This is a genomic window from Longicatena caecimuris, assembly GCF_018406465.1.
GTDB lineage: Bacteria > Bacillota_I > Bacilli_A > Erysipelotrichales > Erysipelotrichaceae > Longicatena > Longicatena caecimuris.
The window spans coordinates 1,587,739-1,611,615 of the sequence record NZ_AP024510.1; the positions used below are offsets into that span (position 1 = coordinate 1,587,739).

Below are 23,877 nucleotides of genomic sequence, written 5' to 3' on the forward strand. Positions count from 1 at the left end.
GGTATCCATATGTAAGTATTGTGATACCATTTATGTAAAAGTTCTGTATACATCAGGTAAAAATTCTGTTAAAATAAGAGTGTTTCAGAAAGGTTTTGGGAGGTTTTCTTATGATACATACCGCAGCACAGACCCTGACCCTGTCCAGCATCAGCTGGGACTTCATTATCGGAGGATTGGCATTATTCCTTTTTGGAATCCAATTTATGGGTGACGGGCTAAAGAGTATCGCAGGAGAAAAATTAAGAGATTATATCGATAAGTACACAAACAAGCCATGGAAAGGGATCTTGGTCGGTACTATCATCACTGTATTTATTCAGTCAAGTTCAGCAACTAGCGCTATCGCAATCGGTTTTGTCCGGGCAGGCTTAATGAGCTTGGAGCAATCGGTTGGAATCATCATCGGGGCGAATATTGGTACGACCATCACGGCATTTCTGATTGGTTTAAAAGTTGAAACACTGGCATTATATTTTGTCTTCCTCGGTGTCTTAATCACATTGTTTGCAAAACGTAAAAAACAAACCTATATGGGACAGATTGTCTTAGGGTTTGGGTTATTGTTTTTTGGCCTTCGTCTAATGGGTGATGAATTGAGCAAATTGGGTGAGTTGGATTTCTTTGCAAATCTAGCTACCACCATGCAGGATCAACCAATTTTAGGATTCTTGTGTGGTATTGGAATGACTGCTGTTGTCCAATCCAGTAGTGCCGTTGTCGGCATCATTCAAAAGATTTATGATTCTGGTGCCTTGACATTGACGGCGGCTTTACCTTTTGTTTTTGGTAGTAACATCGGTACGACCATCACGGCTGTGTTTGCTTCAATCGGCGGCAGTATTTCTGCCAAACGAAGCGCTGCTGTTAATGTTTTGTTTAATGTAGTTGGTTCTATCTTATTTATGTTCTTATTACATCCTTATGTAGATCTGATCACGAATTTGAGTACCACATATCATATTTCCCCAATGATGCAAATAGCGATGGCTCACATTTTGCGTACCTTAGTAATTTCCATTCTCGCCTACCCTTGCATCAATATCATGGTCAACATCATAAAGAAAGTGATTCCAGGAGAAGAAGAAAAAATCGAACTCAATTTGGATGTACTTGATCCCAAACTGGCCGCATCCTTGCCAGCTGGAGCTTTAGGTGTTAGTAAACAGGTTACCGTGAAAATGGGTGAACTAGCAGCTGATTGCATTCGCGCAAGTCAAGATTATTTTAATAAACAATCCGGCAAGTATTGCAATGCCTCTCGACAATATGAAGATGCCATCAATTCTCTGGATGCCAAGATTACAGATTATCTGGTAAATATTGCTCATAATAGTTTGAGTGAGCATGACACGGATGAATTTATTTCCAATCTGCAAGTCATTAAAAATATAGAACGTGTCGGTGATTTGACAATGAATTTAAATGAATTCTTTGAATTAACCTATGAGGATAAAGGAAACTTTACCGATGAGGCAATTCGTGATGTGAACGAAATGTATGCAACTGTTTTAGAGATGAATGAGATGGCCTTGGCTTATTTCACAAGTCGTGATGAGTCTTATTTGAAAATGTTGGATGATAAAGAAAATTATTTGGATCTTGTTGAAGAAAAAGCTCGCCAGCGTCACTTCAAGCGTATGGCTGGTGAAGTCTGTGGATCCGGTGTTGCGGCAAGTATTTATGTTGATATCCTTGGTACCCTAGAGCGTATTGGTGACCATATATGGAACATTGCAAAAGAAGATAATGAACCTATCCCAATGCACAAAACATTAGCCGAACAAGCCATTTAATTGTTTTATCATGATGAAGACCGCTTCAGTCAAGAAACGGTCTTTTTTTTTACAACATTTTTTCAGAACCTTACCAATGCTGTAAGCCTTTTTCTGATATTACTTCTATCATCCTTATCCGAAATCATAATGCTGCCCTTTTACCATATAAATGATATGTTCACAAATATTTTTTGTATGATCTCCAGCACGTTCGATATTTCTAAGCATGGCACTTATTTCAAATAGTTCTACTACCAGCGTTTCATTCGGATGTTGCAACAAATTCTGTTTCAGTTCCTCATACAGTTGGTTAATGCCTTCATCTTTTTTAGGAAGTTGAAAAGCTGCTTTTACATCACGTTGTTCATATGCCTTTAAAGTTTCTTTCAACATTTCAATAAAGCGTTTTTCCATTGCCGCCGCATATGCCATCACGTTTTCTTCTAATACTTCAGATTTAATTAAAAAAGCCGCAATATTTTTAGCATAATCTGCAATTCTCTCTAATTCACTGGCTATTTTTATATCTGCCACCACTTTGCGCAAGTCACTGGCAACCGGTGATAATAAAGCTAAAGAGCGCACGGATTGATCATTGATTTCTTCTTCTAAATGATTAATAAAATCATCTCCCTGCACTATATCCAGAGCAATTTCACGGCTTGGTTTTTCCAAAACACAAACAACTTTTTCATGCATTTGTACAACACTTTCTGCCATCCTTTTAACACTATCTTCATTAACTTCTAGCTCTTTTTCAATTTTAACCATAATCTGACCTCCTATCCAAATCGTCCGGTGATATAATCTTCTGTACGTTTATCATCCGGCTGCTGAAAAAGTTTGCTTGTTTGATTACATTCAACAACTTCACCCAAAAGGAAAAATGCCGTTTCATCACTGATACGTGATGCTTGTTGCATAGAATGTGTTACAATGACAATCGTATAGTCTTTTTTCAATTCTTCCATTAAATCTTCAATCTTGCTTGTCGCAATCGGATCTAAAGCACTGGTCGGTTCATCCATTAAAATAACTTCCGGTTCCATAGCGATTGCACGCGCAATACATAGACGCTGCTGCTGACCTCCGGACATTCCCAAAGCACTATCCTGTAAACGATCTTTAACTTCGTCCCATAAGGCGGCTTTTTTTAACGATTGTGCAACAATATTATCCAAAATTTTTCTTTTTTTTATGCCCTGACAACGCGGACCGTAAGCAATGTTGTCATAAATGGACATAGGAAAAGGATTTGGTTTTTGAAAGACCATGCCAACTTTTGTACGTAAGTCTACAACATTCATTGAAGCATCATAAATATCAACACCATCTAATGCAATACTCCCTTCAATGCGACAGCCTTCAATTACATCATTCATGCGATTTAAGCAGCGCAAAAAGGTTGATTTGCCACAGCCACTGGGGCCAATCAATGCAGTGATATGATTTTTTCTTATCGTAAGATCCACATTTATCAATGCTTGTTTTTTTCCGTAATATAAGTTCAATTTCTCTACTTGAAATATCTGTTCATCCATGTCTTTTCTCCTATCTTTCCATATTCTGTACACATAAAACGATTTACCATCTTCAGGGTTTTCCATTGCTTCTTTTTCAATACCAGGCTTTATTGAAACGCCGGCTCATCAATTTCACCAAGAGATTTAACATGAATACAAACACCAAGATCACAATTGAAATCGCACAAGCTAATTCAAAATTGGGTTGCTCACTACTCATGATGTTATAAATATGTACCGCAAGTGAAGTACCTTGGGAGAGCAGCGTTGGACTATCGTTAACATAGGTTCCCATCGTATATATTAATGCGGCACTTTCTCCGATAACACGACCAATACTCAATAAAACACCACTCAAGATGCCGGGAACGGCACATGGCAACACAATTTTAAAAATTGTCTGACTTTGGTTAGCTCCTAATGATAAAGAAGCATCACGCAGTGTTTGCGGAACGATTGCTAATGCTTCTTCGCAAGAGCGAATGATGATTGGTAATAAAATAATGGCCATTGTCAAAGAACCTAATAAAACATTCGTTGTATCAGCTCCTGCTAATTTTGTTAATGGGAATAATACAGCGACGCCCATTAAACCAAAGATGATGCTCGGGACTCCTGTCAACATCTCAATAGCACTGCGAATCCCTGAAGTGATTTTATTCTTAGCCGCATATTCATGCAAATATATGGCTGCGCCGATTCCTAAAGGTAACGCAATCAATAAGCTGATTATAATGAGATACAATGTTGTAAGTAATGAGCCACGAATACCTCCACCAGGTGTTTTGAAATAGATTTTATTAATTGAAACGGCATCTTGATCTAGCAATCTTGCTACTGTTTTCGCATCTTGTGAAACGATATTGCCAGCTAAGCGTGTAGTTCCCTGTGTTGTTTGATAGGATAAGTTTTCTAATAAATAGCCACTTTCAGCACTTATGGAAGGCTTATTTTGACGACTTTCATCCTTAAGATGAGCAAATGGGGAAGCATCATCTATTGCTTCTACAAGAACGATAGCCTCATTATTTTCATTTCTAGCATCAACGAATCCAACACCCCAACGTTCACTCCAATACATATCATCCGAGGCATCTTCAGGTGATTTATACGTACTGGGATGATTGTTTTTCTCCTGGATACTCGTCATGTAGTTTTTTGCCCAATAATCGCCTGTTAATAATTTCATTCCAAGCATACCACTACCTTTACTAAAGATGAATATGAAGATACTCAACAATAACAATACACATATTGCACTGGATGCATATGTAAGCATGTTCAATATACCATCCGTAAAACGACGTTTATTTTTTTGATTGCGCATAGTTTCATTCATTTTAATTTCCCTACTTTCTTCTTCACTAGATTCAATATTAAATTTGACAGTAGTATAACCGCCATCAGTACCAATCCAGCAGAAAAACGTATATCATAATCTAAACCGGTCGTTTCTTTCAAACCGGCCAACATGGTCGTTGTTAAAGTACGGGTAGTATCAAACAAATGAAAGGTTGGGCCGAACATCTTATTCCCTGCGACCATTGCAACAGCTGTAGCTTCGCCAAAGGCTCTGCCAATACCTAAAATGGCGCCTGCGAAAATACCTGATTTCGCTGCTGTCAAAACAACCTTAAAATGCGTTTGTGTTGCTGTAGCTCCTAAGGCCAATGAACCAAGCTCTATTTCCTTATCGACAGAGCGAATAGCCGTAATACTTAAGGCTGTAATTGTAGGGAAAATCATAATTGCCAATAATAGAATAACAGCCAATAAAGAACTTCCCCCTGCTGTAACAAAACCGAAATTAGCAGCTAAGGAACTAACAAGCAAAGTGATCGTACCAGAAGCAAATACGCCATATACGACAGAAGGTATAGATGCTAGTAATTCGATAACAGAACTCAAAAGTACGGCAATACGCTTTGGCGCTATTTTTGCGATATAAAGAGCAGTGAGCACGGATATCGGAAAGGATAGCAGCATAGCCCCAAAAGCAGAAATGAGCGTATTAACGATAATAAATCCAACACCGTAAATCCCCTGATCTTGGCGCCATGTCATACCAGTTATAAACGGAAGAAAACCAACACTGCCATACGTATAATTGGGAAGAAAAGGTGCTATGCCTTTGATACTGATAAATACGATGATCACTGCAATCGCGCTGGATGCTAAAAGTGCCATCATCAAAAAGAGTTTTTTCATCCTTTGATCTTTTCTTAATTTCTTTTGATTCTCTATTGTATTAATATACTGTTTTACATAACTCTTCATTTTTACCCTTCCTCTTATCATAGGAAAGAACAGCTCTTCATTTCCCTTTGAGCTGTCCTTTTCAAACACGAATTATTTTACATCTTCCCAATTCGTAGTTTCACCAGTAAAGATTGCTTTTAGCTGTGCCTGTGTCAAATTGGCAAAGTCGTTATTCTCTTTATTTACAACAGCCACAACAGCATCAATACAGTATTGTCCACTCTTCATAGCTTTCGATATATCACCATCTTCTTCCTTAAAGGCACGTGATGCAAAACCGATATCGCCACGATTTGCTCCATCTTTTTCTGCACCTAATACACGTTTTGTAGCATCTCCACTACCCGAATGATTCATAACAAATTGGAAATTACCTGCCATTGGTGAAAATTGTTCTAGTGCAGCTTTTAATGTCTTTTCCACAGAAGTGGAACCACATGTCGTAATGGTAATTTTTGAATTATCTTTTGTTACAACTGGATATTTTTTCGCTAGTTCATCCCAAGATTTTGCTTTGCTCATATCAACTTCACCGCCGTTTTTCGCGACAACTGCCATACCTTCGCTGGAATTTTGAAGATAATCCAAGAATGCCAGTACCAACTGTTCTTTATCTGCACTGCCAAAATCATTTTTGGCTCTTGTCACAAAGTTGAATGGTCGCTGCAGTTGATAAGAACCATCCAATACAGTTTCGCTGCTTGCTGTCACACCCTCAAATTGCAAAGCTTTGACATTGTTCTTGGCAAAGTCTGTAGATAGTGATGTATAACCGATACCGTTTTTATCAGCACCCACTTTCGCCGCCATATCATCGTTACTGGAAACCTCATTTGCCTGCTTTGTCAGCTTTCCTTCAAAGTCTATTCCTTTCTCAAAAGCTTCTCGAGTTCCACTTGATGCATCTCTTGTATACACCTTGATAGCACCTGTGACTTTTCCTGCATCATCACCTGTTGCATTTCCACAACCTGCTAATAATCCTAACACAACTAAACTTACAAATATTTTTTTCATCTTAACCTCCATCTAACCGTTTTTTTAACGGCAACATATTCCTCCTTGAATACGCTCTTATCTTAAACCATAAATATAAATAGACCATCAATGTCGTGTTAAGCATTTGTTAAATAATTGTGATAATTACACTCTTTATAAAAAAAGAAATCATTCGGGTAATCACTAATACATTGCTTATTACCTTTCCTGTTTTTCTTACCAGCTATATAGAATTTTCCAAAATTTCCTTGCCAAGTTTATGTGATAATGCTATAATATGACAGCAGTAAAAACATGTCGCGTTCGGCAAGCGGTTAAGCCACAGCCCTCTCAAGGCTGTACCACGGGTTCAAATCCCGTACGCGATACCATGATAAAAATAAGCCCGAGTCATCGAGCTTTTTTTATGCGCGTTTAAGTATGAATCATTTTGATTTCGCTTTATACAAAATCATCTATTCATGTTAGCCTTTATTATTTTACGAACACATCATAAAACAATAATTGTGATAACAGATTTAACATGCATCAGAATTGTCGATACATGGTTTAATCACATAATCCCTATCTGGTAAATTGGATTTTGTCAAAATAGTCTTTGTTGCGACATTATTTCTTTTCATAGGTCTTCTGCCATCTGCTTTTATGATAATCCTACCATTTTTTCTTCACATTCAATATACTTTTCTCATAACTGCTTACGGAGCTATATATTACAACTATAAAAATAACAAAAAGACACGCTTATGTATGATCACTAGGAAAGAAACCGGTTCATTTATTTTATAAACTTGATGGTCATTTCATAATGTAAGCGTGTCTTTTAATTTTTTAACTTTATCCGAAATAAGGTTCCTTTGCCATAGGTGCTTTCCACTTCTATGTTACCGCCATGTGCCTCAATGATGGATCTGACGATCGGCAATCCTAAACCGCTACCACCACTTTGACGACTGCGTGCATCATCTACACGGTAAAAACGATCAAAGATTTTTTCCATATCCTTCTTTTGTATGCCGCATCCTTCATCCTCTACTTCAAGGATGTAATACGTAGTTTCCATACGGGTACGTAAGGTAATGGTACCGGAATCACTATATTTAATCGCATTGCTTAGCAAATTTAAGATTACCTGAAGCATTCTTTTAGGATCACAAAAGGCATATTCTAATGTCTGATAGTCCTTTTGAATGTTCAGTTGCTTTTTTTGCGCATTTTTCCATAAAGAATCGCATGCCTTATCAAATAAAGCACAAACATCACATTTTTCACGCTCTAAAATAACATTAGACAATGATAACCGTGATAACTGTAGCAAATCTTTGACTAAAACATCTAAACGTTGTACTTCCTTTGCCATCTGTGATAAAAACTCTTTTTCCGTGATGGGATCATCAAAATCATCACGGTTTAAGATTTCTACCATTCCTTTTAATACAGAAATAGGCGTTTTTAATTCATGAGAAGCATCAGCAATAAAACGTTTCTGCATCTTTTCCCCTTCCAATGTCTTCGATATATCTTGAAACAGTACCAAACAACCGCTATATTTACTTTTCGCCAATACCGGTATGCTGATAGCTTGAAATTCTACTCCATTGATATTTATGATCTTATCCATATCACGTTCCAAGATAAAAGCATCTTTAATAAATTCACGTACTCCATGAACAAAGGGATTATCTAAATAAGTTAAAGGCTCTAAATGACTCATGCATAACGATGCTATATTGTTATGCATGACAATGTTACCAAATTGATCAATCAGCAACATGGGAAAAGGAATACTTGAGACAATTGTTAATAACTGTTTATTTTTCAAATGTGCATCTTTAGCCGTAGAACGTATTTCCTCTTGTAATTCCTTATTTTCTTTGCTTTTTTTAGATTCATACTGCTGTTCATAAACCACTTCTACAATATATAATGAGATGGCCAATAATAACAAAATCACATATACATTCCATTGTGTCTCATACGCTAGCAAAGCATAGCTGCAAGTCAAAAGAATAAACCATGCATATTTAGGCAGTTTCATGCAATTCCTCCAGTAAATAGCCTACACCTCGACTGGATTTGATATGAACATTAGAACCTTGTAATTTTGTGCGCAATTTAAAGACATGTACATCAACGATGCGCGTATCCCCATCATAATCAAACCCCCAGATATCATTTAAAATGGCATCTCTTGATAAGACGATGTTTTTATTAGATACAAAGTACTCAAGCAAGTCAAACTCTTTTTTCGTCAACGTTAAAAGCTCATCTTTCAATAAAGCTTCACGTCGCTTTAAATTGATACGTAACTCTCCAATTTCCAAGTCTTTTTCCATTCGTTTGCTCTGACGTTTCATATGAGCATTTACTCTTGCTAATAATTCTCGTGGCGAAAATGGCTTTGTGACATAATCATCCACACCTTGATCAAATGCATAAAGTATATCGGTTTCATCATCTCTAGCTGTCAGCATGATCATCACGCTGTCTACATGCTGTGTACGTAATTTCTGAACGATTTCGATACCGCTGACATGGGGTAACATCCAATCAATGATTAACACATCAAAAGGTTGCTTTAAAGCAATATCCAATGCTTCTTGTCCATCCCCACTTTCTACGATCGTGTGTCCAGCTTTGCGCAGATCATAAGAAATGATCTTACGAATATTTTCTTCATCTTCAATCAGTAAGACTTTTGCCATACCTTTCTTCCTCCTGTTCATAGCGTTCAATAATCTTTTGAACCAGTGGATTACGGACAACATCAAGACTTGTCAGTTCCACAAAGGAGATTCCTTCAATTCCTTCCAACAGCTGTTTTGCATTTAATAAACCACTGTCCTTTTTCTTAATCAAATCAATCTGAGTAACATCCCCTGTAATGACGATACGAGAATGAAACCCCATACGGGTAAGAAACATCTTCATCTGCGCTCTCGTCGTATTTTGTGCTTCATCTAAAATAATAAAAGCATTATCCAATGTACGACCACGCATATATGCTAATGGCGCGATTTCAATCACTTCTTTTTCTAACAATTTTTCTACTTGTTCCTGTCCTAAGGTATCATATAATGCATCATATAACGGGCGCAAATAAGGATCAACCTTTTCCTTTAAATCTCCTGGTAAAAACCCCAGATTCTCACCAGCTTCAACTGCTGGACGCGTTAAAATAATCTTTCGTATCTCACCCTTTTTTAACAGACTAGCTGCATATACAACAGCTAAATAGGTTTTACCCGTACCGGCCACACCACTGGCAAAAACTATTTCTGATTTACACATGCATTGAAATAAATAACGTTGACCAATCGTTTTTGGATAAATCAATTTTCCATTCACTGTTTTACCAATCGGTTTTTGATAGGTCAAAGAAAGTTCATGCAAACGATGCAATTTCGCCAAACGGCATACATATTCAATATCTCTAGGTTGTACATCTAAATGCTGTTCCATCATTTGAAAAATGGCCTTAATGATTTCCTCAATTGTCGCAAACGTTGTTTTATCATCGCATAAGACACTTAGCTGATTATTACGCATAATCATTTCACAAGCAAAGGCTTTGCGTAAGATTTCCAAGTTTTGATCCTGGGCACCGCATAATTTCACGATCCATTCCATGGGATATTCTTCTAAAGCAATAGCATAATTTTGACTCATACAGACTCCTTTATTTTTATGGTGTTGTGATATCTTGTAGTAAAGTATAATGAATCACCATCTTTATTTTACCCATATCCTTGGAGAATTGCAAAATATTTTCCTTATGAATCTTATCATCTTTATGAAAATCTTGACTGACCTGTGCTCTGGCAGCCATTAACAGTTCAAAATATTGAAAAGCCTTCGGCATTTTGGTATCATCCATGCTTACTGTCACATCTCGCCATGTGTATGCGAAGACCCGCCCTTTTACATAAACTTCTTGATTTTTACTTTTACTATCAGCGATGACATTGCTGACAAGAACATCGCCTTTATGCACAAATTCATTTACTTTATGCACTTTATTTCCATGCTGTATATCAAAACGAGCAATGACGCCATCTTGTTTGGCAATGAGTTCACGATGATGCAACGTTTCCAAAGTGGCGAATTCTTTAGGTGTATACGTGATGATATAACGGCTGCCTCGCTTTTCTATTTCCAACCAAGCAATTTCATTCTCTAGTTTCTTTTTTAAAGCTTCCTTTAATTTATTTTCATCTTGATGATGAAATGGTGTCGTATATCCCATCTGTTTTAATGTTTTTTGAATCAATATGCGACTCTCGTCTTTTTCTCCCTTGATTGTTACCTCAAAGATAGTAGAACTGAGCCCATACCAAATAAGAATGGCTGCTACCACACTCAAAAGACGTGCTGGTTTTACCATACTGCGTAACAAATACCCTAACATCCCAGTCGTTGTCAAAAGAACAGCCTTCGGCAATAAGCGATAAATCGTATGCCGCTGTAAAACAGATGTGTAGAATTGAATTTCTCTTTGATGTATCGTAATGTCATATAGTTCAAGATTTCCTTGTTTACAAATATGCAAAAAAGCACTTGCATCCATCTGTACTTTCCATTTATCAAGACCAAGTTTTTTTCTAGCTTTCATATTGGAATGTCAGTTCCAGGAAGCAACCTTCCAGGAGCAGTTCCTCCTTTTCCAATGCCAGCATATGCAACTTATCTCCTCTGATTGAAATTTCCATCTGCGGCATTCGAATCTTTATGAGAGTTTCACTGACCAAAAGTACCTCTTGATAATGTTCAATTGTCATCTGGTTTTTATCAATGGAAAGCATGTCGTCACCTCTATACAAGATACGTTTTTGCTTTTCTATTTATGACTGTTTCTCTTCCGCCTCCTTCACATCTTTATTATAAAGAAGAATAAAGAGAGGATTTGTTATAATTTTGTTAATTTTTTGATACGATGAGCTTACTACCAAAAAAACAGAAAGTTTTTCAGTTTGTTTGTAAAAAATAGCACATACCTTTTATATAGGCATGTGCTATTTTTATAAAACTTTGCTTAAGAATTCTTTTGTCCTAGCATTTTGAGGATGTAAGAAGACTTCTTCTGGTGTTCCTTGTTCTGCAATTATGCCGCCATCCATAAAGAAGACACGATCACTGATTTGTTTTGCAAAGCCCATCTCATGCGTTACTATGACAATTGTCATTCCCGTATCTGCTAGTTCCTTTATGACCTCTAACACATCTTTGACCATTTCTGGATCAAGTGCACTAGTTGGCTCATCAAATAAAATCACATCCGGTTGCATTGCCATCGCACGTACAATTGCTAAACGCTGTTTCTGTCCACCTGACAACTTTCTTGGAAATTCATCCTTCTTGTCTAAGAGTCCAACTTTACTTAACAATTCACATCCCCGCTTTTCTGCTTCTTCCTTAGACATTTTCAATTCTAGACAAGGAGTGATGGTAATATTATCAAGCACACTGAGATGCGGAAACACATTGAAATGTTGAAAGACCATTCCGATTTTTCTGCGGTGTAAATCTAAATCTACGCTTTTATCCGCTATATTAACACCTTCAAAAATAACTTTGCCTGAAGTAGGCACTTCTAGCAAATTCAAACAGCGTAAGAAAGTACTTTTTCCTCCACCACTAGGTCCGATGATAGACACAACTTCCCCTTCATGAATTTCTTCGGTGATTCCTTTTAATACTTCCAACTCACCAAAACGTTTGGTTAGATTCTCTACACGAATTAAAGCTTCTTTAGTCACTGACACGCATCCTCCTTTCCATATATTTTACAAGTTTACTTAAACTGTAGGTAACAATCAGATAAATGATGGCCGCAATCGTCAATGGTTCTAATGAGAAATAGGTCGCTGTCTTTACGATATTGTTAACACTCATTAATTCACCGATATAGAAAGAGGAAGCCAATGATGTTTCCTTTACCATCATAATAAATTCATTTCCTAAAGAAGGAAGAATGCTCTTAATAGCTTGTGGGAATATGATTTTAACCATCATATGCTGATTACTCATTCCAAGACTTTTGGCAGCTTCCCACTGTCCTTTATCGACAGACAGAATACCACCGCGAATAATTTCAGCAACATAAGCACTACTATTAATGATTAAAGCAACAATCACACTGACCAGCATCGGAATATCACTGTTGATAGCCGCAAAAATACTTACAAACAACCATAATTGCAACAACAGAGGTGTACCACGTATTGCTTCTACATATGCACTTGATAATAATTGTATAAAACGATTCTTGCTCAATTTGATGAGAGCGAAAGCCGTTCCAATCAATGTACCACCTAACACGGTCACAAAGGCTAATCCAAGTGTCATACCCAAACCTTCTAAAAACATTGGCCAATAACGTACAGCAATTTTCCATGTTCGTTGGAGAAAGTTTCCTTCAATTTTTTGTTTATCGTAATTTACAGCAGCCTGATACCATTCTTCATATAACCCCTTATCTCGTACCTGCTGAATGATTTCATTCGTTTTATTTAATAGTGCAATTTCACCTTTAGGAATACCGACTCGTGTTCCCATATAATCAGGATTTAGTTTAAAGAGCAACTGTTTGCTCATGTGGATACCTTCATTCTGTTTTGCAAAATCCTGTCCGGTACCATAAGCGCAGGCAACGGCATCTACACTGCCATTTTTTAATAGGTTTATACCATCATTTAATCCGGTGATATATTGAATGTTGGCCTCTTTCAGTTGTGTCTTTACATAATAATCTTGTAAAGAACCTGCCTGTACTGCAACCTTTTTTCCTTTAAAATCGCGTAGTTTTGTATACACATCTTTTTTATCTGCCTTAATTAGCAATCCCTGCCAGCTGGATTCCCCATTTTCATCATAGTAAGATTCACTCATTTCCATCGCATCCATTCGCTCAGGCGTTTTGGTAATGCCGGTGATTGCCATATCAATCTGACCATTTCCAAGACTTGCCAATACAGCATCAAAATCCATTGCCTTAATGGTCAGTTTGACCCCCATCTCATCAGCAATATATCTGGCAAAGTCCATATCACTACCGACGTATTGATCTTGTCCTGTTTTCGTCGTATCGATAAATTCATTCGGTGGAAAGTCTGGTGAGGTTCCAACAATCAGTTCTCCACGTTCCATGATTTTGTCTAACAGTTCCCCTTCACCATTCGCCTTGGTGCTTTCTTTTGCCTGTATCTGTATTAAAAAGCTTCCACAAAGCACGCTAAGTAGGATAAATAAGGTACTTATTTTTGTGAATTTCTTCATCATCATCTTCCTTTCTCACTCATAAAATAAAAACGCCGTCTCTATTCCAGAGACGACGTTTTATCGCGGTACCACTCTAGTTATTCCTATAATCTATAGGAATCCCTCAACCTGTAACGCTGGTCAGCGGTTTCTCCTACTAAGTTCAAAGAAACACTCCCAGATGCGTTTCCATTATCACGTTACCGTTGAACTTCCACTCTGTTTCAACTCGCTGTTGGTATATGATAATGTACTCTTCTGATCATGCGATTTTTTATAAGTGGCTTTATCATACTGGATTCATTTTTATTTGTCAATACATAATAGAAAGTTTCTATAACGATTCTTAAAAAATCATGCCCATTTGTTTTTATGCCAGTAACAAGATAATAATCGAGGAAGAGAGAATAATTAATTTCCGTCCTCTCACACCACTGTACGTATGGAACCGTATACAACGGTTCAAAACAATACAAAATATGCTTGAACTGAAATCGATTTGCTTTGGTTCTTATTCCTAGATACAGAGATTTGCCTCGACCTTCCTTCACCTCACGATGAACACCCTTGGTTCTGGCTAGTGATTGACGACTGTGATGAACGCCTCCACCGTACTCTTTTACCACCTAGTTATGATCCATGCCAAGAACACGAAAAAAACATCATGCTAGCACACATGATGTTTCACTGATTATTTACCAAAATAACGGTCTAATAAGCCTTTAAATGCTTTGCCATGACGTGCTTCATCACGTGCCATTTCATGAACCGTATCATGAATCGCATCTAAATTAGCAGCTTTTGCTCTTTTTGCCAAATCAAATTTACCTGCTGTTGCGCCATTTTCTGCATCTACACGCATACGTAAATTCTTTTCTGTAGAATCACTTAAAACCTCACCCAATAATTCAGCAAACTTCGCTGCATGTTCTGCTTCTTCAAAAGCCGCTTTTTCATAATACATGCCGATTTCTGGATACCCTTCACGATGCGCAACACGTGCCATTGCTAAATACATACCAACTTCACTGCATTCCCCTTCAAAGTTCATGCGTAAATCGTTCATGATATCTTCACTGGCACCCTGTGCAACGCCAAGGACATGCTCAGCAGCCCAACTCATTTCACCTTCTTGTTTCGTGAATTTTTCAGCAGGTGCTTTACAGATTGGACAGAATTCAGGTGCTGTATCACCTTCATGTACATACCCACATACACTACATACAAATTTAGCCATTGTAATATTTCCTCCTTATAGTATGTTAATCGATTATATTTTACAACATCCTAAGCAAAATGTGAATGCATTTGCCCTTTTTCTATCCCAAGTTTATCCTATAGTGTATATCTGGATAATCATCTTCCTTGCTTAAAAAAACGATGGCATCTACATACCATCGCTTTCCTCATAATGACATATTTTTACGTTGAAACAACACATTTGCAGCACTAAAACAACCAATAGCAATGAGTAACAAAATACCACTCATATACCAGCCTTTAGCTGCATTGACAATTAAAGCATCTCGATCAAACAACGTCATAAGCGTTGCATATTTCATATTTTCTAAATTCCCCTTCATGTTTGCCAACATTTGAACGAGTATAAAGTATATTCCAAATCCTGCGCCAAAGGTTGCTGCCTGCCGATATTCATTGCAGATACAGGAAAACAAGAAACTAATTCCTGCCAGTGCCATATGCAAACACAACACACCGAAATTCAACCGCAGATAGGCTGCCACATCTAAATCCTGAGGAAACATAAATGAGCTACACACTAAACCTAGTAGCGTACAATACGCAATCAGCAAGAGCAGATTGGTAAGCAAAACAAAACATTCTGTCCGCCACACACAGCCACGTGTACTTCCCGAGGATAAAAGATATGCCATAGATCCATTATCAACTTTCTTGGCAATGTATTTTAAAGATAACAAAACCGTGAACAAGAAAGGAAATACGATCATTAACATTCCGTATAGATAGGTTGATAAAAAATGCACCAACGTAGCGGTGGAACCATTCATGCCCACCATTGACATGATTTCCGGCATCATTTTGGCAAATTCATCCAATGCACTTCCTAAAGAAGGATCAAACATCGTTAACATGATAGTCGTATACATCGTAAGGATCAAGCAGAAAATCAATAATAATTTCCAGCTATTCTTCATTTCAGTCACATATAACGCTTTATTCACCATGATGCTCACCTCCATAATATTGCATAAAGATTTCTTCCAAGCTTTGATGAGTAACATCAATATCTTCGACTTCATAGTGAGACAGCGTTTGAATGAGCTTAGCTAGATTTTTATGAATTTCAACTTCTACCATATGCTTATGCATTGCTGTAATATAAAACCCCTCCTGTTGAAAGCGGACAACTTCATTTATATTCGCAAAACGGATCTGATAACGGCGTTTTTTAGATTGCCGCAAGGTTTGTGCATCTTCCACACAGACGATATGGCCATCTTTGATAATGCCGATACGATCACATGTTCGTTCAACTTCTTCAAACATATGTGAAGACATTAAGATGCTTTTGCCTTTCATCTTTTCTTCCTGAATTAGATCCACAAAAACATTTTGCATTAATGGATCTAAACCACTGCTGGGCTCATCCAGTATCAAAATTTGGGGATCATGCATAAAAGCAGCGACAATGCCAACTTTCTGTTTCATTCCTTTACTCATTTTCTTAATTCGCCCACTTGGATCAAGTTCAAAACGTTCCATTAATTCTTCACAGCGTCCCATATCTTTCATACCGCGAAACTTTGCCATAAATTTTAAAAATTGCATGCCGCTCATTTCTTCCCATAAGTTTATTTCACCAGGAATGTAGCCAAGCTCTTTTTGTATGGTAGCTGCTTGCTTACCACAATCCATTCCTAAGATAGAACAATTTCCTTCTTTGGCAAAAATAAATCCCAGTAAATGACGAATCGTTGTTGTTTTACCAGCACCATTAGGCCCTAAAAAGCCAAATACTTCTCCCTCATCGATAGTAAAGCTAATATCAAATATTCCCTTACCATGCCCATAGTCACAGGTCATATGCGAAATTTCTATCGCCTTCATCAATTTCCTCCTCACCAAACAGTTTATGTCATCTGTTTTACCATTACTGACATTATAGCAGATTCTTTATAAGCTACAATGATTTTCACATTTTCTCTGCATTTTAGATAGGTTCATTGCATGAACAATACTTCACCTTCTTATAAAATTAATTTCTGCTATGAATCTAACTGTTCAGGAAATGACACTTGTCTATTTCGAATGTAATGGATTGTTTTTTGTAAATGAAACATAAAAAAAAGAGATCCTCGATCTCTTCCTATTTTCCACGACGTGCTTTACGTGCAGCTTCTGACTTTAACTTACGACGAACGCCAGGTTTTACGTAAAACTCTCTTTTGCGAGCTTCAGCAAGGGTTCCATTTCTTGACACTTGACGTTTGAATCTACGTAAAGCATCATCAAGAACTTCGTTTTCTTTGACTACTACTTTCGGCATGATTTACCCTCCCTTCTGATGCAAGCATATTTATTATACTGAAAAACATATGAAAATGCAACAGAAATATAACATTTTTCTAGCATTTACCCATAAAATATGTGAAAATACCGTCTTATGTATAGATTCCTCTTGCGAAATTCTGCTGTTTTTAGACAAATGTCATCACTTCTCTAGTTCATCCTCTAATCCCAGACAATGTTTGCGAATCACATGGCGTGCAGCGATATGATCGCCAATCCAAGGTTCTCGTCCAAATTCACGATACATAAAAACCTCATCCCCTTTTCCAAGGATAAGTACTGTATCGTTGACATTTGCGCTTTCAATCGCCTGGCGAATAGCCGAATAACGATCCTCGATAAAAATGTTATTGGTATCCTTGATACCACCTTTGATTTCATTTGCAATATCCCTTGGGTTTTCATCTCGTGGATCATCTTCCGTTAGAATAATGCTATCGCAATAGCGATCAGCGATTTCTCCAAACACCTTACGTTTTTTCGTATCACGTTTACCGGCGGAGCCAAATACTGCGATAATTGCATTCCCATCCGGCGTAATGCTATTGGCAAATTCAAAAACCTTTTCCATTCCATCAGGCGTATGAGCAAAATCTACAATCACATTGAAAGCCTGACCCTCATCAATGCGTTCCATACGGCCATCTACCTGTGTTAATTCAGATAAATAAGGAACAATTTCTTTTAATGCAACGCCGCTTTCACACATTGCCGCGATTGCTCCTAGCAGATTATAGATATTATACATAGCGACTAAATTGGTCGTAATTGTATAGGTTTCTTCATGATGAATCAAATCAAAGGTTGATCCATTCGTGCCAATATGGATATTATCACCACGATAATCGGCATCAGCCGTCACACCATAAGATACGATATGTGCTTTACAGCCAGCCACCATTCGTTTAGCAAAAGGATCATCTACATTTATAACGGCCACACCGTCACTCTTTAATTGTAAAAACAATTTGTGCTTAGCTTCAAAATAGTTTTCAAGTGTTCCATGGAAATCCAAATGATCGTATGTCAGATTCGTAAATACGGCTACATCGAAATCAACACTTTGTACGCGCCCCATCTCTAAACCATGTGAACTGACTTCCAGCGCAACTGCCTGCATGCCATAATCAACCATATCCTTCATGGAATGATGTATTAAAATCGGATCTGGTGTAGTTAGACTGGGCGGCATCGTGACATCGCCATAACTGATGGAAATCGTTCCAATATAACCACAAGGTTTAAAATGTGAGTAGACATCTTTAATGATGCTAGTAATCGTACTCTTTCCATTGGTACCGGTCACTCCAAATACCGTTAATTGATGACTTGGGTGTCCATAAAATTTGCTAGCCACCATATTTAAAGTACGATTTACATTTTCGACTTTTATATAGGCTACTCCTTTGTGCATGGTTTCAATGTCTTTCGCATGAACGATGCATACTGCACCTTTCTCGACAACTTCTTCAACAAATTGATGACCATCAAAAGTCATACCATCCATGCAAAAATACATATCCATAGGCTGAATTTTCCGTGAATCCGTACATAAGCCGCCGATTTCAATATCCGGTGCATTTTCAAATAGCAGAGACAGTTTCATGAGGTACCTCCTTGACGTCGCAGGCGATAAGCTTATCGTCTATATAAGAAGTGATGACAACCTGTTTCATCTGATGCAGCGCTTTTACATCCATTGAACAATATACCTCTAAATATTCACTGGTATGTCCAAAGAGCATGCCATCTTTTTCTTTTTCAAATAATACAGACACTTCTTTTCCTACAAATTTCTGTTTATAAGCAGTATATAACGCTTTTGAACATTGCGCAAGTCTTGCCGCACGTTCTTTCTTTATTTTATTTTCTAAATGCCCGCTCATTGTTGCTGCCACTGTATGATCACGACGAGAATAAGGAAAGATATGCAAAAAGCTTAATTCCATCTGTTTGATATTTTCCATTGTATCAACAAATTGTTCTTCACTTTCCTGAGGAAATCCTACAATGACATCGCTGGAAATACTAATATCAGGCATAAGAGAGCGGATATACTTCACACGTTCTTTAAACCATTCTACATCGTAAGGACGATGCATGTTCTTCAATACTTCATTATTGGCAGACTGTATCGGGATATGCAAATGGCGCGCGATTTTGGGTTCCTTTTGCATAAATGTCAATAATTCATCACTGATTTCATTCATTTCAATACTGGAAATACGAATACGCCGCAATCCCTTTACTTCTTTACACATCCGTTTCATTAGCTGCGTCAGATTCGTATTTATGTCTCTTCCATATCGACCCGTATGAATACCGCTTAAAACAATTTCCTGATGACCGCTGGCACATAAATCTTGTGCAATCTTAATAACTTCATCCTCTGGTAAAGAACGTTCTGCCCCACGGGCATAAGGAATGATACAATAACTGCAAAATTGGTTGCAACCATCTTGGATTTTTAAAAAAGCGCGCGTCTGATGTTCAAAATGTTGAATCGGCAAAGCTTCAAACACGCGCAAAGCACGAACATCATGTATTTCATTGACCTGTTTTTCTCCTTGCAAGGCTTTTTCAATACGATCAGCTAATGTTCTTTTGCCATCACTACCGATTAAAATATCAACATGTTCTTGTTGTTCTAACTGTTCTTTAGCGGTCTGTACATAACAGCCGACAACAGCAATCAAAGCATTTTGATTCAATGCTTTTGCTTGATGTATTTTCTGACGAGACTTACTACCTGCCGTGTTTGTCACTGCACATGTATTAATGATATAGACATCTGCTTTTTCCTTAAATGATACTTGTTGATAGCCCTTTGCCAGCAAAGCACTCTCATATCCCTGTGACTCATAGGTATTCACCTTACAGCCAAGTGTAGCAATCGCAAATGTTGTCATGATTCTTTCTCCTTCGTTTTTTTCTTTAATCGTTTATGCTGGTACTTTTTTAATTTTTTCTTAAATCGTTCATTTACGATTGGATATTCCAGCAAAAACATGAATAATGCATCCTCATCTTTTTTTAATAGTGCTTTCGCAATTTCAAAACGCATAGCTGCAGGACATTCTTTCTGCTTTGGATCTAATGAAAAGGTAGATACACAAACATCTTGTCGATACACATAAAATCGTTTTGTCAATGGATGATATAAAACATAATCCATGAGCCCTTCGGTTGCACACACCTCGCAGCTACTAAAACCGTGTGCATAGCTTTCATAACCATACATATGTGGAACTACTTCGTTTGCACAATTACGGATAAACGTATGATATTGTTTCAAATCCAACAAGACAATTTCATCTGTATAAAGATGATTAAAACGTGGTGAGAAACACGGCATATAGATTTCTTTATCCTCATATGTGAAATATTCTAATGCTTCTTTTTGTTTTGCTATTTCCAAATTCATTTGTTGTTTTCGTTCTATATAAGTCAAATCATACCAATAGTCAAACATTTGAACATACGTATCAAAAAAGACATCTTCAAATTTACGTTTGTTCAGCAAGGAGTGATATAACATTTCCACATAAAAACAATCACTGTCACTTTTCAAGACACATGGGATATTGTATTCCTTCACCAAAGCACGCATTTTATCGAGTTTCTTTTTATATGATTTAAAATCAAGCAGTTTCTTATCAAATTTCTTATTTACCAGTTGTTCCAGTGTTTTCATGATGATCACCTGCCATTTCATAAAAGAAGGATATGCAGGCAAGTAAACTTAATGCGGCAGTTTCCGCACGCAGGATACGTGCACCTAAAGATACCCTATGAAAGCCAACTTCTTCTAATTGAATAACTTCATCTTCACTGAATCCGCCTTCGCATCCTACCACGATAAATACCTTGTGGGGTGCCGGATATTTTTGCAGCACTTCTTTGACATGCGCACTTTTTACATCTGCACGCTCATAGGCGATCAGCTTTACATCGGCATCTTCACTTGCTTTTATCAATTCAGCAAAACTTTTTGGTGAATCTAGCGCAACAAGTGTTGAACGTTTGCATTGTTCGCAAGCCTCTTGCAAGATTTTATTCCAACGCAATCGTTTTTTATCCACTTTTTCATCTTTGGTTTTCACAACGGTCCGACTGCTTGTAAAAGGAATAATTCGCTGTACACCTAATTCTGCACTCTTTTGTAATAAGAAATCCCATTTTTCTTTTTTAATCAGCCCTTGTGCCAGTATCATATCAACAGGCGTACGGGTGTGATCTTCCATTTCTTCATCCACACATGCAAAAACCTTATGATCACGAAATACCACATGGGCATAATACATATGCCCCTTTCCATCAGCTAAGCGAATAATTTCATCTGGTTTCATGCGCATGACATGTTGTATATGATGCGCTTGTTCGGGTTCCATCTCTACAAGATCGTGTACCTGTAACGGTTTATGTAAAAAGTATTGCTGCATAACTTCACCTCATAACTAATAAATAATACAATATTTTTTTAAATCTTACAATTCCTATTCACTCAAGCTCATGAAAAAACAGTGGAATCCACTGCTTATCGACTCTTCATCTTTCCTTTCGTGGCAAGTGAGCGCAACTGCGCCACCTCGAAAGGTTTTAATATACGATACTCTCCTTGGCGCAAATCGCTGCACTTTAAAAAGGCCAATTCTTTTCGGTGTAAACGACGTACCTCATAGCCCAATGCTTCCATCATTCGTTTGATCTGGCGATTTCTTCCTTCATATATCGTCAAATCAAAACTACATTGATTTTTGGCAACATCCTTTTCTGTCAGCTTAAGCTTCGCCGGTAATGTCTTTTTCCCATCATCTAAAACAATACCTTTTTTGATCTGGATCATTTCTTCCGGTGTCAAAATACCGTTAATTGTCAGATTATACACCTTTGGTATATGATAGCGTGGATGAATGATTTCATTAGCGAATTCTCCATCATTGGTTAAAAGTAAAACACCACTTGTATCATAATCCAGACGCCCTACCGTAAAAATACGTTCTTTACATGGAATCAAGTCAATAACGGTCGTACGATCAAACTCATCATTGCTGGTGCACATTGTTTTTTTTGGTTTGTTCATTAAAAAATAAACTTTATTTTCCTTTTCAATTGGATTTCCATCCACTTCTACTACATCACCGCGTTTTACTTTGTATCCCATTTCTGTGATAATATCCCCATTTACACACACTCTACCCTGTGCAATCATCTCTTCCGCTTTTCTTCTTGAGGCTATGCCAGCTTGTGCAATTACTTTCTGCAAGCGTTCCATGCTACCACCGTCCGTTTCTTCCTAGTTATTTTACATGATAACCTTATTTTTGCAAAGCTTTATTTTCATTTTGTTTAATACGCAGCAGATTATCTCCCATAACTTTTACCATACTGGAAAAAAAGCTGATCAACATTTCCTGAAGAACCTTTCTGGTATCCTCATCTAATTCACTAAAACCTTTTAAAATCACCAGCATATTTTTTATGTTGGTAATAGACAAATCTTTTATCGTATTCGCATTGGTTCGTGATAAAACATCATATATCGCATCCACTGCCAATGCTCGCTGGCTATCTTCCATGTGCGACAGCCACTGTTTTAAAGCATGGTCAAAGAGTTCACTGGAGGCCGTTATAGATTGCAGATAAATGAAATCTGCACCTTCTAATTGCCAAGAATATGGATCATGCTGCCAAAGTGACAATTGATTGCTTTGTATGACGTGATAAGCTTCTTCATGCTGTAAAAGCATACCGACAACGCTCGATTGTGGGACATATGTATAAATGCGTGGTAAAATGCGTTGAAAAGACGCCTGCTTTATGATTGTCTTATCAAATCCAGGACCATCCATATTGTATACCCCTGCAATACGATCTTGCAGTGCTTCATTAGCAAAGGCACTGGCATAAACAGCAAGATTGCCTCCTTTTGAATGTCCGCAGATATATAAGCGTCCCTTATAATGCTCGCTAATCTGCTCCACGTATTCCAAAGCATCGTGCTGTGAAGGTATCACAGGTAAAAAACTCATATTAAAATCTTCTTTCCAGCCCACCAATGTGCTGTCTGTACCACGAAAAGCAATACATATATCTCCTGTTTCCAATAAAAAGCTCATCGCACAAAATTGTTTTTGTTGCTGTTCATCAAAGCGTGATACATAGCGAAAGATTTTAACCTCTCCATATCGTCTGCTTTCTGCCATCTCAGATAATATACGTTTATCATTTTCTACCCTTGCTTGTTGTAAGTCAATGTGTAATTTTTGATAGGCCTCATTTACCTGCCGTAAAGACAGTGGAGCGCTTGTCTCATTTAACAACGCATCAAAGCGAACATACGATAAACAACAAAAAGCTAATGCGTCTAAATTACGAAAAGCATCTTGCCTCATCGTCAGATCTTTACGCCATGTCAAATATGTGAAAATCGAATCTTTCTCCATATGCTCACTTCCTAACCGCCTTCCTATGTATTTTAACAAAGATTTTGTTATCTGTCACTTTGA

General features: G+C 37.5%; 23 protein-coding genes, 1 tRNA gene and 1 other annotated feature. Of the genes, 2 read left to right on the forward strand and 22 right to left on the reverse strand.

Annotated elements, in window-relative coordinates; translation table 11 throughout:
• Positions 1-110 precede the first annotated feature (110 nt).
• On the forward strand, positions 111-1,796 hold the full coding sequence (locus tag KJS44_RS07475) for a Na/Pi cotransporter family protein (protein WP_008688408.1): 1,686 nt from the start codon (positions 111-113) through the stop codon (positions 1,794-1,796).
• 114 nt (positions 1,797-1,910) lie between these two features.
• On the opposite strand, the gene phoU is transcribed toward KJS44_RS07475, so the two are convergent.
• From phoU to KJS44_RS07500, 5 genes are all read right to left on the reverse strand, one after another.
• Positions 1,911-2,549 carry a phosphate signaling complex protein PhoU gene (gene phoU / locus KJS44_RS07480; protein ID WP_008688407.1) on the reverse strand — a complete coding sequence of 213 codons (639 nt, stop codon included), beginning with the start codon at positions 2,547-2,549 and terminating at the stop codon, positions 1,911-1,913.
• 11 nt (positions 2,550-2,560) lie between these two features.
• Positions 2,561-3,319: a phosphate ABC transporter ATP-binding protein PstB gene (gene pstB / locus KJS44_RS07485; protein ID WP_008688406.1), complete on the reverse strand. Its 759-nt coding sequence runs from the start codon at positions 3,317-3,319 to the stop codon at positions 2,561-2,563.
• Positions 3,320-3,395: 76 nt separating this feature from the next.
• Positions 3,396-4,640, reverse strand: a complete 1,245-nt coding sequence (gene pstA / locus KJS44_RS07490; RefSeq protein WP_008688404.1) for a phosphate ABC transporter permease PstA — start codon at positions 4,638-4,640, stop codon at positions 3,396-3,398.
• Positions 4,637-5,578 (reverse strand): phosphate ABC transporter permease subunit PstC, encoded by a 942-nt coding sequence (gene pstC / locus KJS44_RS07495; RefSeq protein ID WP_128125078.1) that lies wholly within the window; start codon positions 5,576-5,578, stop codon positions 4,637-4,639. The genes pstA and pstC overlap by 4 nt, the downstream gene beginning before the upstream one ends.
• Before the next feature lie 72 nt (positions 5,579-5,650).
• Positions 5,651-6,577, reverse strand: a complete 927-nt coding sequence (locus KJS44_RS07500) for a substrate-binding domain-containing protein (RefSeq protein WP_008688402.1) — start codon at positions 6,575-6,577, stop codon at positions 5,651-5,653.
• Between the two features lie 278 nt (positions 6,578-6,855).
• Here KJS44_RS07500 and KJS44_RS07505 point away from each other — a divergent pair.
• Positions 6,856-6,930: transfer RNA gene (locus KJS44_RS07505), tRNA-Glu, on the forward strand.
• A 452-nt stretch (positions 6,931-7,382) separates the two neighbouring features.
• Here KJS44_RS07505 and KJS44_RS07510 read toward each other — a convergent pair.
• The 17 genes from KJS44_RS07510 to KJS44_RS07590 form a co-directional block, all read right to left on the reverse strand.
• Positions 7,383-8,597: a sensor histidine kinase gene (locus KJS44_RS07510; protein ID WP_008688401.1), complete on the reverse strand. Its 1,215-nt coding sequence runs from the start codon at positions 8,595-8,597 to the stop codon at positions 7,383-7,385.
• Positions 8,584-9,264, reverse strand: coding sequence for a response regulator transcription factor (locus KJS44_RS07515; RefSeq protein ID WP_008688400.1), 681 nt, complete (start codon positions 9,262-9,264; stop codon positions 8,584-8,586). Before KJS44_RS07515 ends, KJS44_RS07510 begins: the two co-directional genes overlap by 14 nt.
• Positions 9,242-10,228: a PhoH family protein gene (locus KJS44_RS07520; RefSeq protein ID WP_008688399.1), complete on the reverse strand. Its 987-nt coding sequence runs from the start codon at positions 10,226-10,228 to the stop codon at positions 9,242-9,244. The genes KJS44_RS07515 and KJS44_RS07520 overlap by 23 nt, the downstream gene beginning before the upstream one ends.
• Positions 10,229-10,244: 16 nt before the next feature.
• Complete coding sequence (locus KJS44_RS07525) at positions 10,245-11,171, reverse strand: sporulation protein YqfD (RefSeq protein WP_008688398.1); 927 nt, start codon at positions 11,169-11,171, stop codon at positions 10,245-10,247.
• A complete protein-coding gene (locus KJS44_RS07530; RefSeq protein WP_008688397.1) occupies positions 11,161-11,361 on the reverse strand; it encodes a YabP/YqfC family sporulation protein in 201 nt (66 codons plus the stop codon). Before KJS44_RS07530 ends, KJS44_RS07525 begins: the two co-directional genes overlap by 11 nt.
• Before the next feature lie 216 nt (positions 11,362-11,577).
• A complete protein-coding gene (locus KJS44_RS07535) occupies positions 11,578-12,315 on the reverse strand; it encodes an amino acid ABC transporter ATP-binding protein (protein WP_008688395.1) in 738 nt (245 codons plus the stop codon).
• Positions 12,308-13,834, reverse strand: coding sequence for an ABC transporter substrate-binding protein/permease (locus KJS44_RS07540; RefSeq protein WP_008688392.1), 1,527 nt, complete (start codon positions 13,832-13,834; stop codon positions 12,308-12,310). The genes KJS44_RS07535 and KJS44_RS07540 overlap by 8 nt, the downstream gene beginning before the upstream one ends.
• 45 nt (positions 13,835-13,879) lie before the next feature.
• Positions 13,880-14,090 (reverse strand) — a binding site (T-box leader).
• Between the two features lie 417 nt (positions 14,091-14,507).
• Positions 14,508-15,053 carry an NADH peroxidase gene (locus tag KJS44_RS07545; RefSeq protein WP_008688391.1) on the reverse strand — a complete coding sequence of 182 codons (546 nt, stop codon included), beginning with the start codon at positions 15,051-15,053 and terminating at the stop codon, positions 14,508-14,510.
• A gap of 169 nt (positions 15,054-15,222) precedes the next feature.
• Positions 15,223-16,023, reverse strand: coding sequence for an ABC transporter permease subunit (locus KJS44_RS07550; RefSeq protein WP_008688389.1), 801 nt, complete (start codon positions 16,021-16,023; stop codon positions 15,223-15,225).
• Positions 16,013-16,906, reverse strand: coding sequence for an ABC transporter ATP-binding protein (locus tag KJS44_RS07555; RefSeq protein ID WP_008688387.1), 894 nt, complete (start codon positions 16,904-16,906; stop codon positions 16,013-16,015). The genes KJS44_RS07550 and KJS44_RS07555 overlap by 11 nt, the downstream gene beginning before the upstream one ends.
• A gap of 259 nt (positions 16,907-17,165) precedes the next feature.
• The gene (rpsU, locus tag KJS44_RS07560; RefSeq protein WP_008688385.1) at positions 17,166-17,345 is read right to left on the reverse strand and encodes a 30S ribosomal protein S21; all 180 of its coding nucleotides are present in this window, start codon (positions 17,343-17,345) and stop codon (positions 17,166-17,168) included.
• Between the two features lie 165 nt (positions 17,346-17,510).
• On the reverse strand, positions 17,511-18,974 hold the full coding sequence (locus KJS44_RS07565; protein ID WP_008688384.1) for a UDP-N-acetylmuramoyl-L-alanyl-D-glutamate--2,6-diaminopimelate ligase: 1,464 nt from the start codon (positions 18,972-18,974) through the stop codon (positions 17,511-17,513).
• Entirely contained in the window at positions 18,952-20,277 is a 1,326-nt protein-coding gene (gene mtaB / locus KJS44_RS07570) for a tRNA (N(6)-L-threonylcarbamoyladenosine(37)-C(2))-methylthiotransferase MtaB (RefSeq protein WP_008688382.1), read from the reverse strand. The genes KJS44_RS07565 and mtaB overlap by 23 nt, the downstream gene beginning before the upstream one ends.
• Complete coding sequence (locus tag KJS44_RS07575) at positions 20,274-21,062, reverse strand: hypothetical protein (RefSeq protein WP_008688380.1); 789 nt, start codon at positions 21,060-21,062, stop codon at positions 20,274-20,276. The genes mtaB and KJS44_RS07575 overlap by 4 nt, the downstream gene beginning before the upstream one ends.
• Entirely contained in the window at positions 21,034-21,810 is a 777-nt protein-coding gene (locus tag KJS44_RS07580) for a 16S rRNA (uracil(1498)-N(3))-methyltransferase (RefSeq protein WP_008688379.1), read from the reverse strand. Before KJS44_RS07580 ends, KJS44_RS07575 begins: the two co-directional genes overlap by 29 nt.
• Before the next feature lie 95 nt (positions 21,811-21,905).
• Complete coding sequence (locus KJS44_RS07585; protein WP_008688376.1) at positions 21,906-22,643, reverse strand: pseudouridine synthase; 738 nt, start codon at positions 22,641-22,643, stop codon at positions 21,906-21,908.
• A gap of 43 nt (positions 22,644-22,686) precedes the next feature.
• Positions 22,687-23,814, reverse strand: a complete 1,128-nt coding sequence (locus KJS44_RS07590; RefSeq protein ID WP_008688374.1) for a DUF2974 domain-containing protein — start codon at positions 23,812-23,814, stop codon at positions 22,687-22,689.
• Positions 23,815-23,877 lie beyond the last annotated feature (63 nt).

What these genes read in the sequence shown, in the direction of transcription:
- KJS44_RS07475 (WP_008688408.1), top strand. Translation starts at nt 111, where the DNA reads ATGATACATACCGCAGCACAGACCCTGACCCTGTCCAGCATCAGCTGG.
- phoU (WP_008688407.1), bottom strand. Translation starts at nt 2,549, where the DNA reads ATGGTTAAAATTGAAAAAGAGCTAGAAGTTAATGAAGATAGTGTTAAA.
- pstB (WP_008688406.1), bottom strand. Translation starts at nt 3,319, where the DNA reads ATGGATGAACAGATATTTCAAGTAGAGAAATTGAACTTATATTACGGA.
- pstA (WP_008688404.1), bottom strand. Translation starts at nt 4,640, where the DNA reads ATGAATGAAACTATGCGCAATCAAAAAAATAAACGTCGTTTTACGGAT.
- pstC (WP_128125078.1), bottom strand. Translation starts at nt 5,578, where the DNA reads ATGAAGAGTTATGTAAAACAGTATATTAATACAATAGAGAATCAAAAG.
- KJS44_RS07500 (WP_008688402.1), bottom strand. Translation starts at nt 6,577, where the DNA reads ATGAAAAAAATATTTGTAAGTTTAGTTGTGTTAGGATTATTAGCAGGT.
- KJS44_RS07510 (WP_008688401.1), bottom strand. Translation starts at nt 8,597, where the DNA reads ATGAAACTGCCTAAATATGCATGGTTTATTCTTTTGACTTGCAGCTAT.
- KJS44_RS07515 (WP_008688400.1), bottom strand. Translation starts at nt 9,264, where the DNA reads ATGGCAAAAGTCTTACTGATTGAAGATGAAGAAAATATTCGTAAGATC.
- KJS44_RS07520 (WP_008688399.1), bottom strand. Translation starts at nt 10,228, where the DNA reads ATGAGTCAAAATTATGCTATTGCTTTAGAAGAATATCCCATGGAATGG.
- KJS44_RS07525 (WP_008688398.1), bottom strand. Translation starts at nt 11,171, where the DNA reads ATGAAAGCTAGAAAAAAACTTGGTCTTGATAAATGGAAAGTACAGATG.
- KJS44_RS07530 (WP_008688397.1), bottom strand. Translation starts at nt 11,361, where the DNA reads ATGCTTTCCATTGATAAAAACCAGATGACAATTGAACATTATCAAGAG.
- KJS44_RS07540 (WP_008688392.1), bottom strand. Translation starts at nt 13,834, where the DNA reads ATGAAGAAATTCACAAAAATAAGTACCTTATTTATCCTACTTAGCGTG.
- KJS44_RS07545 (WP_008688391.1), bottom strand. Translation starts at nt 15,053, where the DNA reads ATGGCTAAATTTGTATGTAGTGTATGTGGGTATGTACATGAAGGTGAT.
- KJS44_RS07550 (WP_008688389.1), bottom strand. Translation starts at nt 16,023, where the DNA reads ATGGTGAATAAAGCGTTATATGTGACTGAAATGAAGAATAGCTGGAAA.
- KJS44_RS07555 (WP_008688387.1), bottom strand. Translation starts at nt 16,906, where the DNA reads ATGAAGGCGATAGAAATTTCGCATATGACCTGTGACTATGGGCATGGT.
- rpsU (WP_008688385.1), bottom strand. Translation starts at nt 17,345, where the DNA reads ATGCCGAAAGTAGTAGTCAAAGAAAACGAAGTTCTTGATGATGCTTTA.
- KJS44_RS07565 (WP_008688384.1), bottom strand. Translation starts at nt 18,974, where the DNA reads ATGAAACTGTCTCTGCTATTTGAAAATGCACCGGATATTGAAATCGGC.
- mtaB (WP_008688382.1), bottom strand. Translation starts at nt 20,277, where the DNA reads ATGACAACATTTGCGATTGCTACACTTGGCTGTAAGGTGAATACCTAT.
- KJS44_RS07575 (WP_008688380.1), bottom strand. Translation starts at nt 21,062, where the DNA reads ATGAAAACACTGGAACAACTGGTAAATAAGAAATTTGATAAGAAACTG.
- KJS44_RS07580 (WP_008688379.1), bottom strand. Translation starts at nt 21,810, where the DNA reads ATGCAGCAATACTTTTTACATAAACCGTTACAGGTACACGATCTTGTA.
- KJS44_RS07585 (WP_008688376.1), bottom strand. Translation starts at nt 22,643, where the DNA reads ATGGAACGCTTGCAGAAAGTAATTGCACAAGCTGGCATAGCCTCAAGA.
- KJS44_RS07590 (WP_008688374.1), bottom strand. Translation starts at nt 23,814, where the DNA reads ATGGAGAAAGATTCGATTTTCACATATTTGACATGGCGTAAAGATCTG.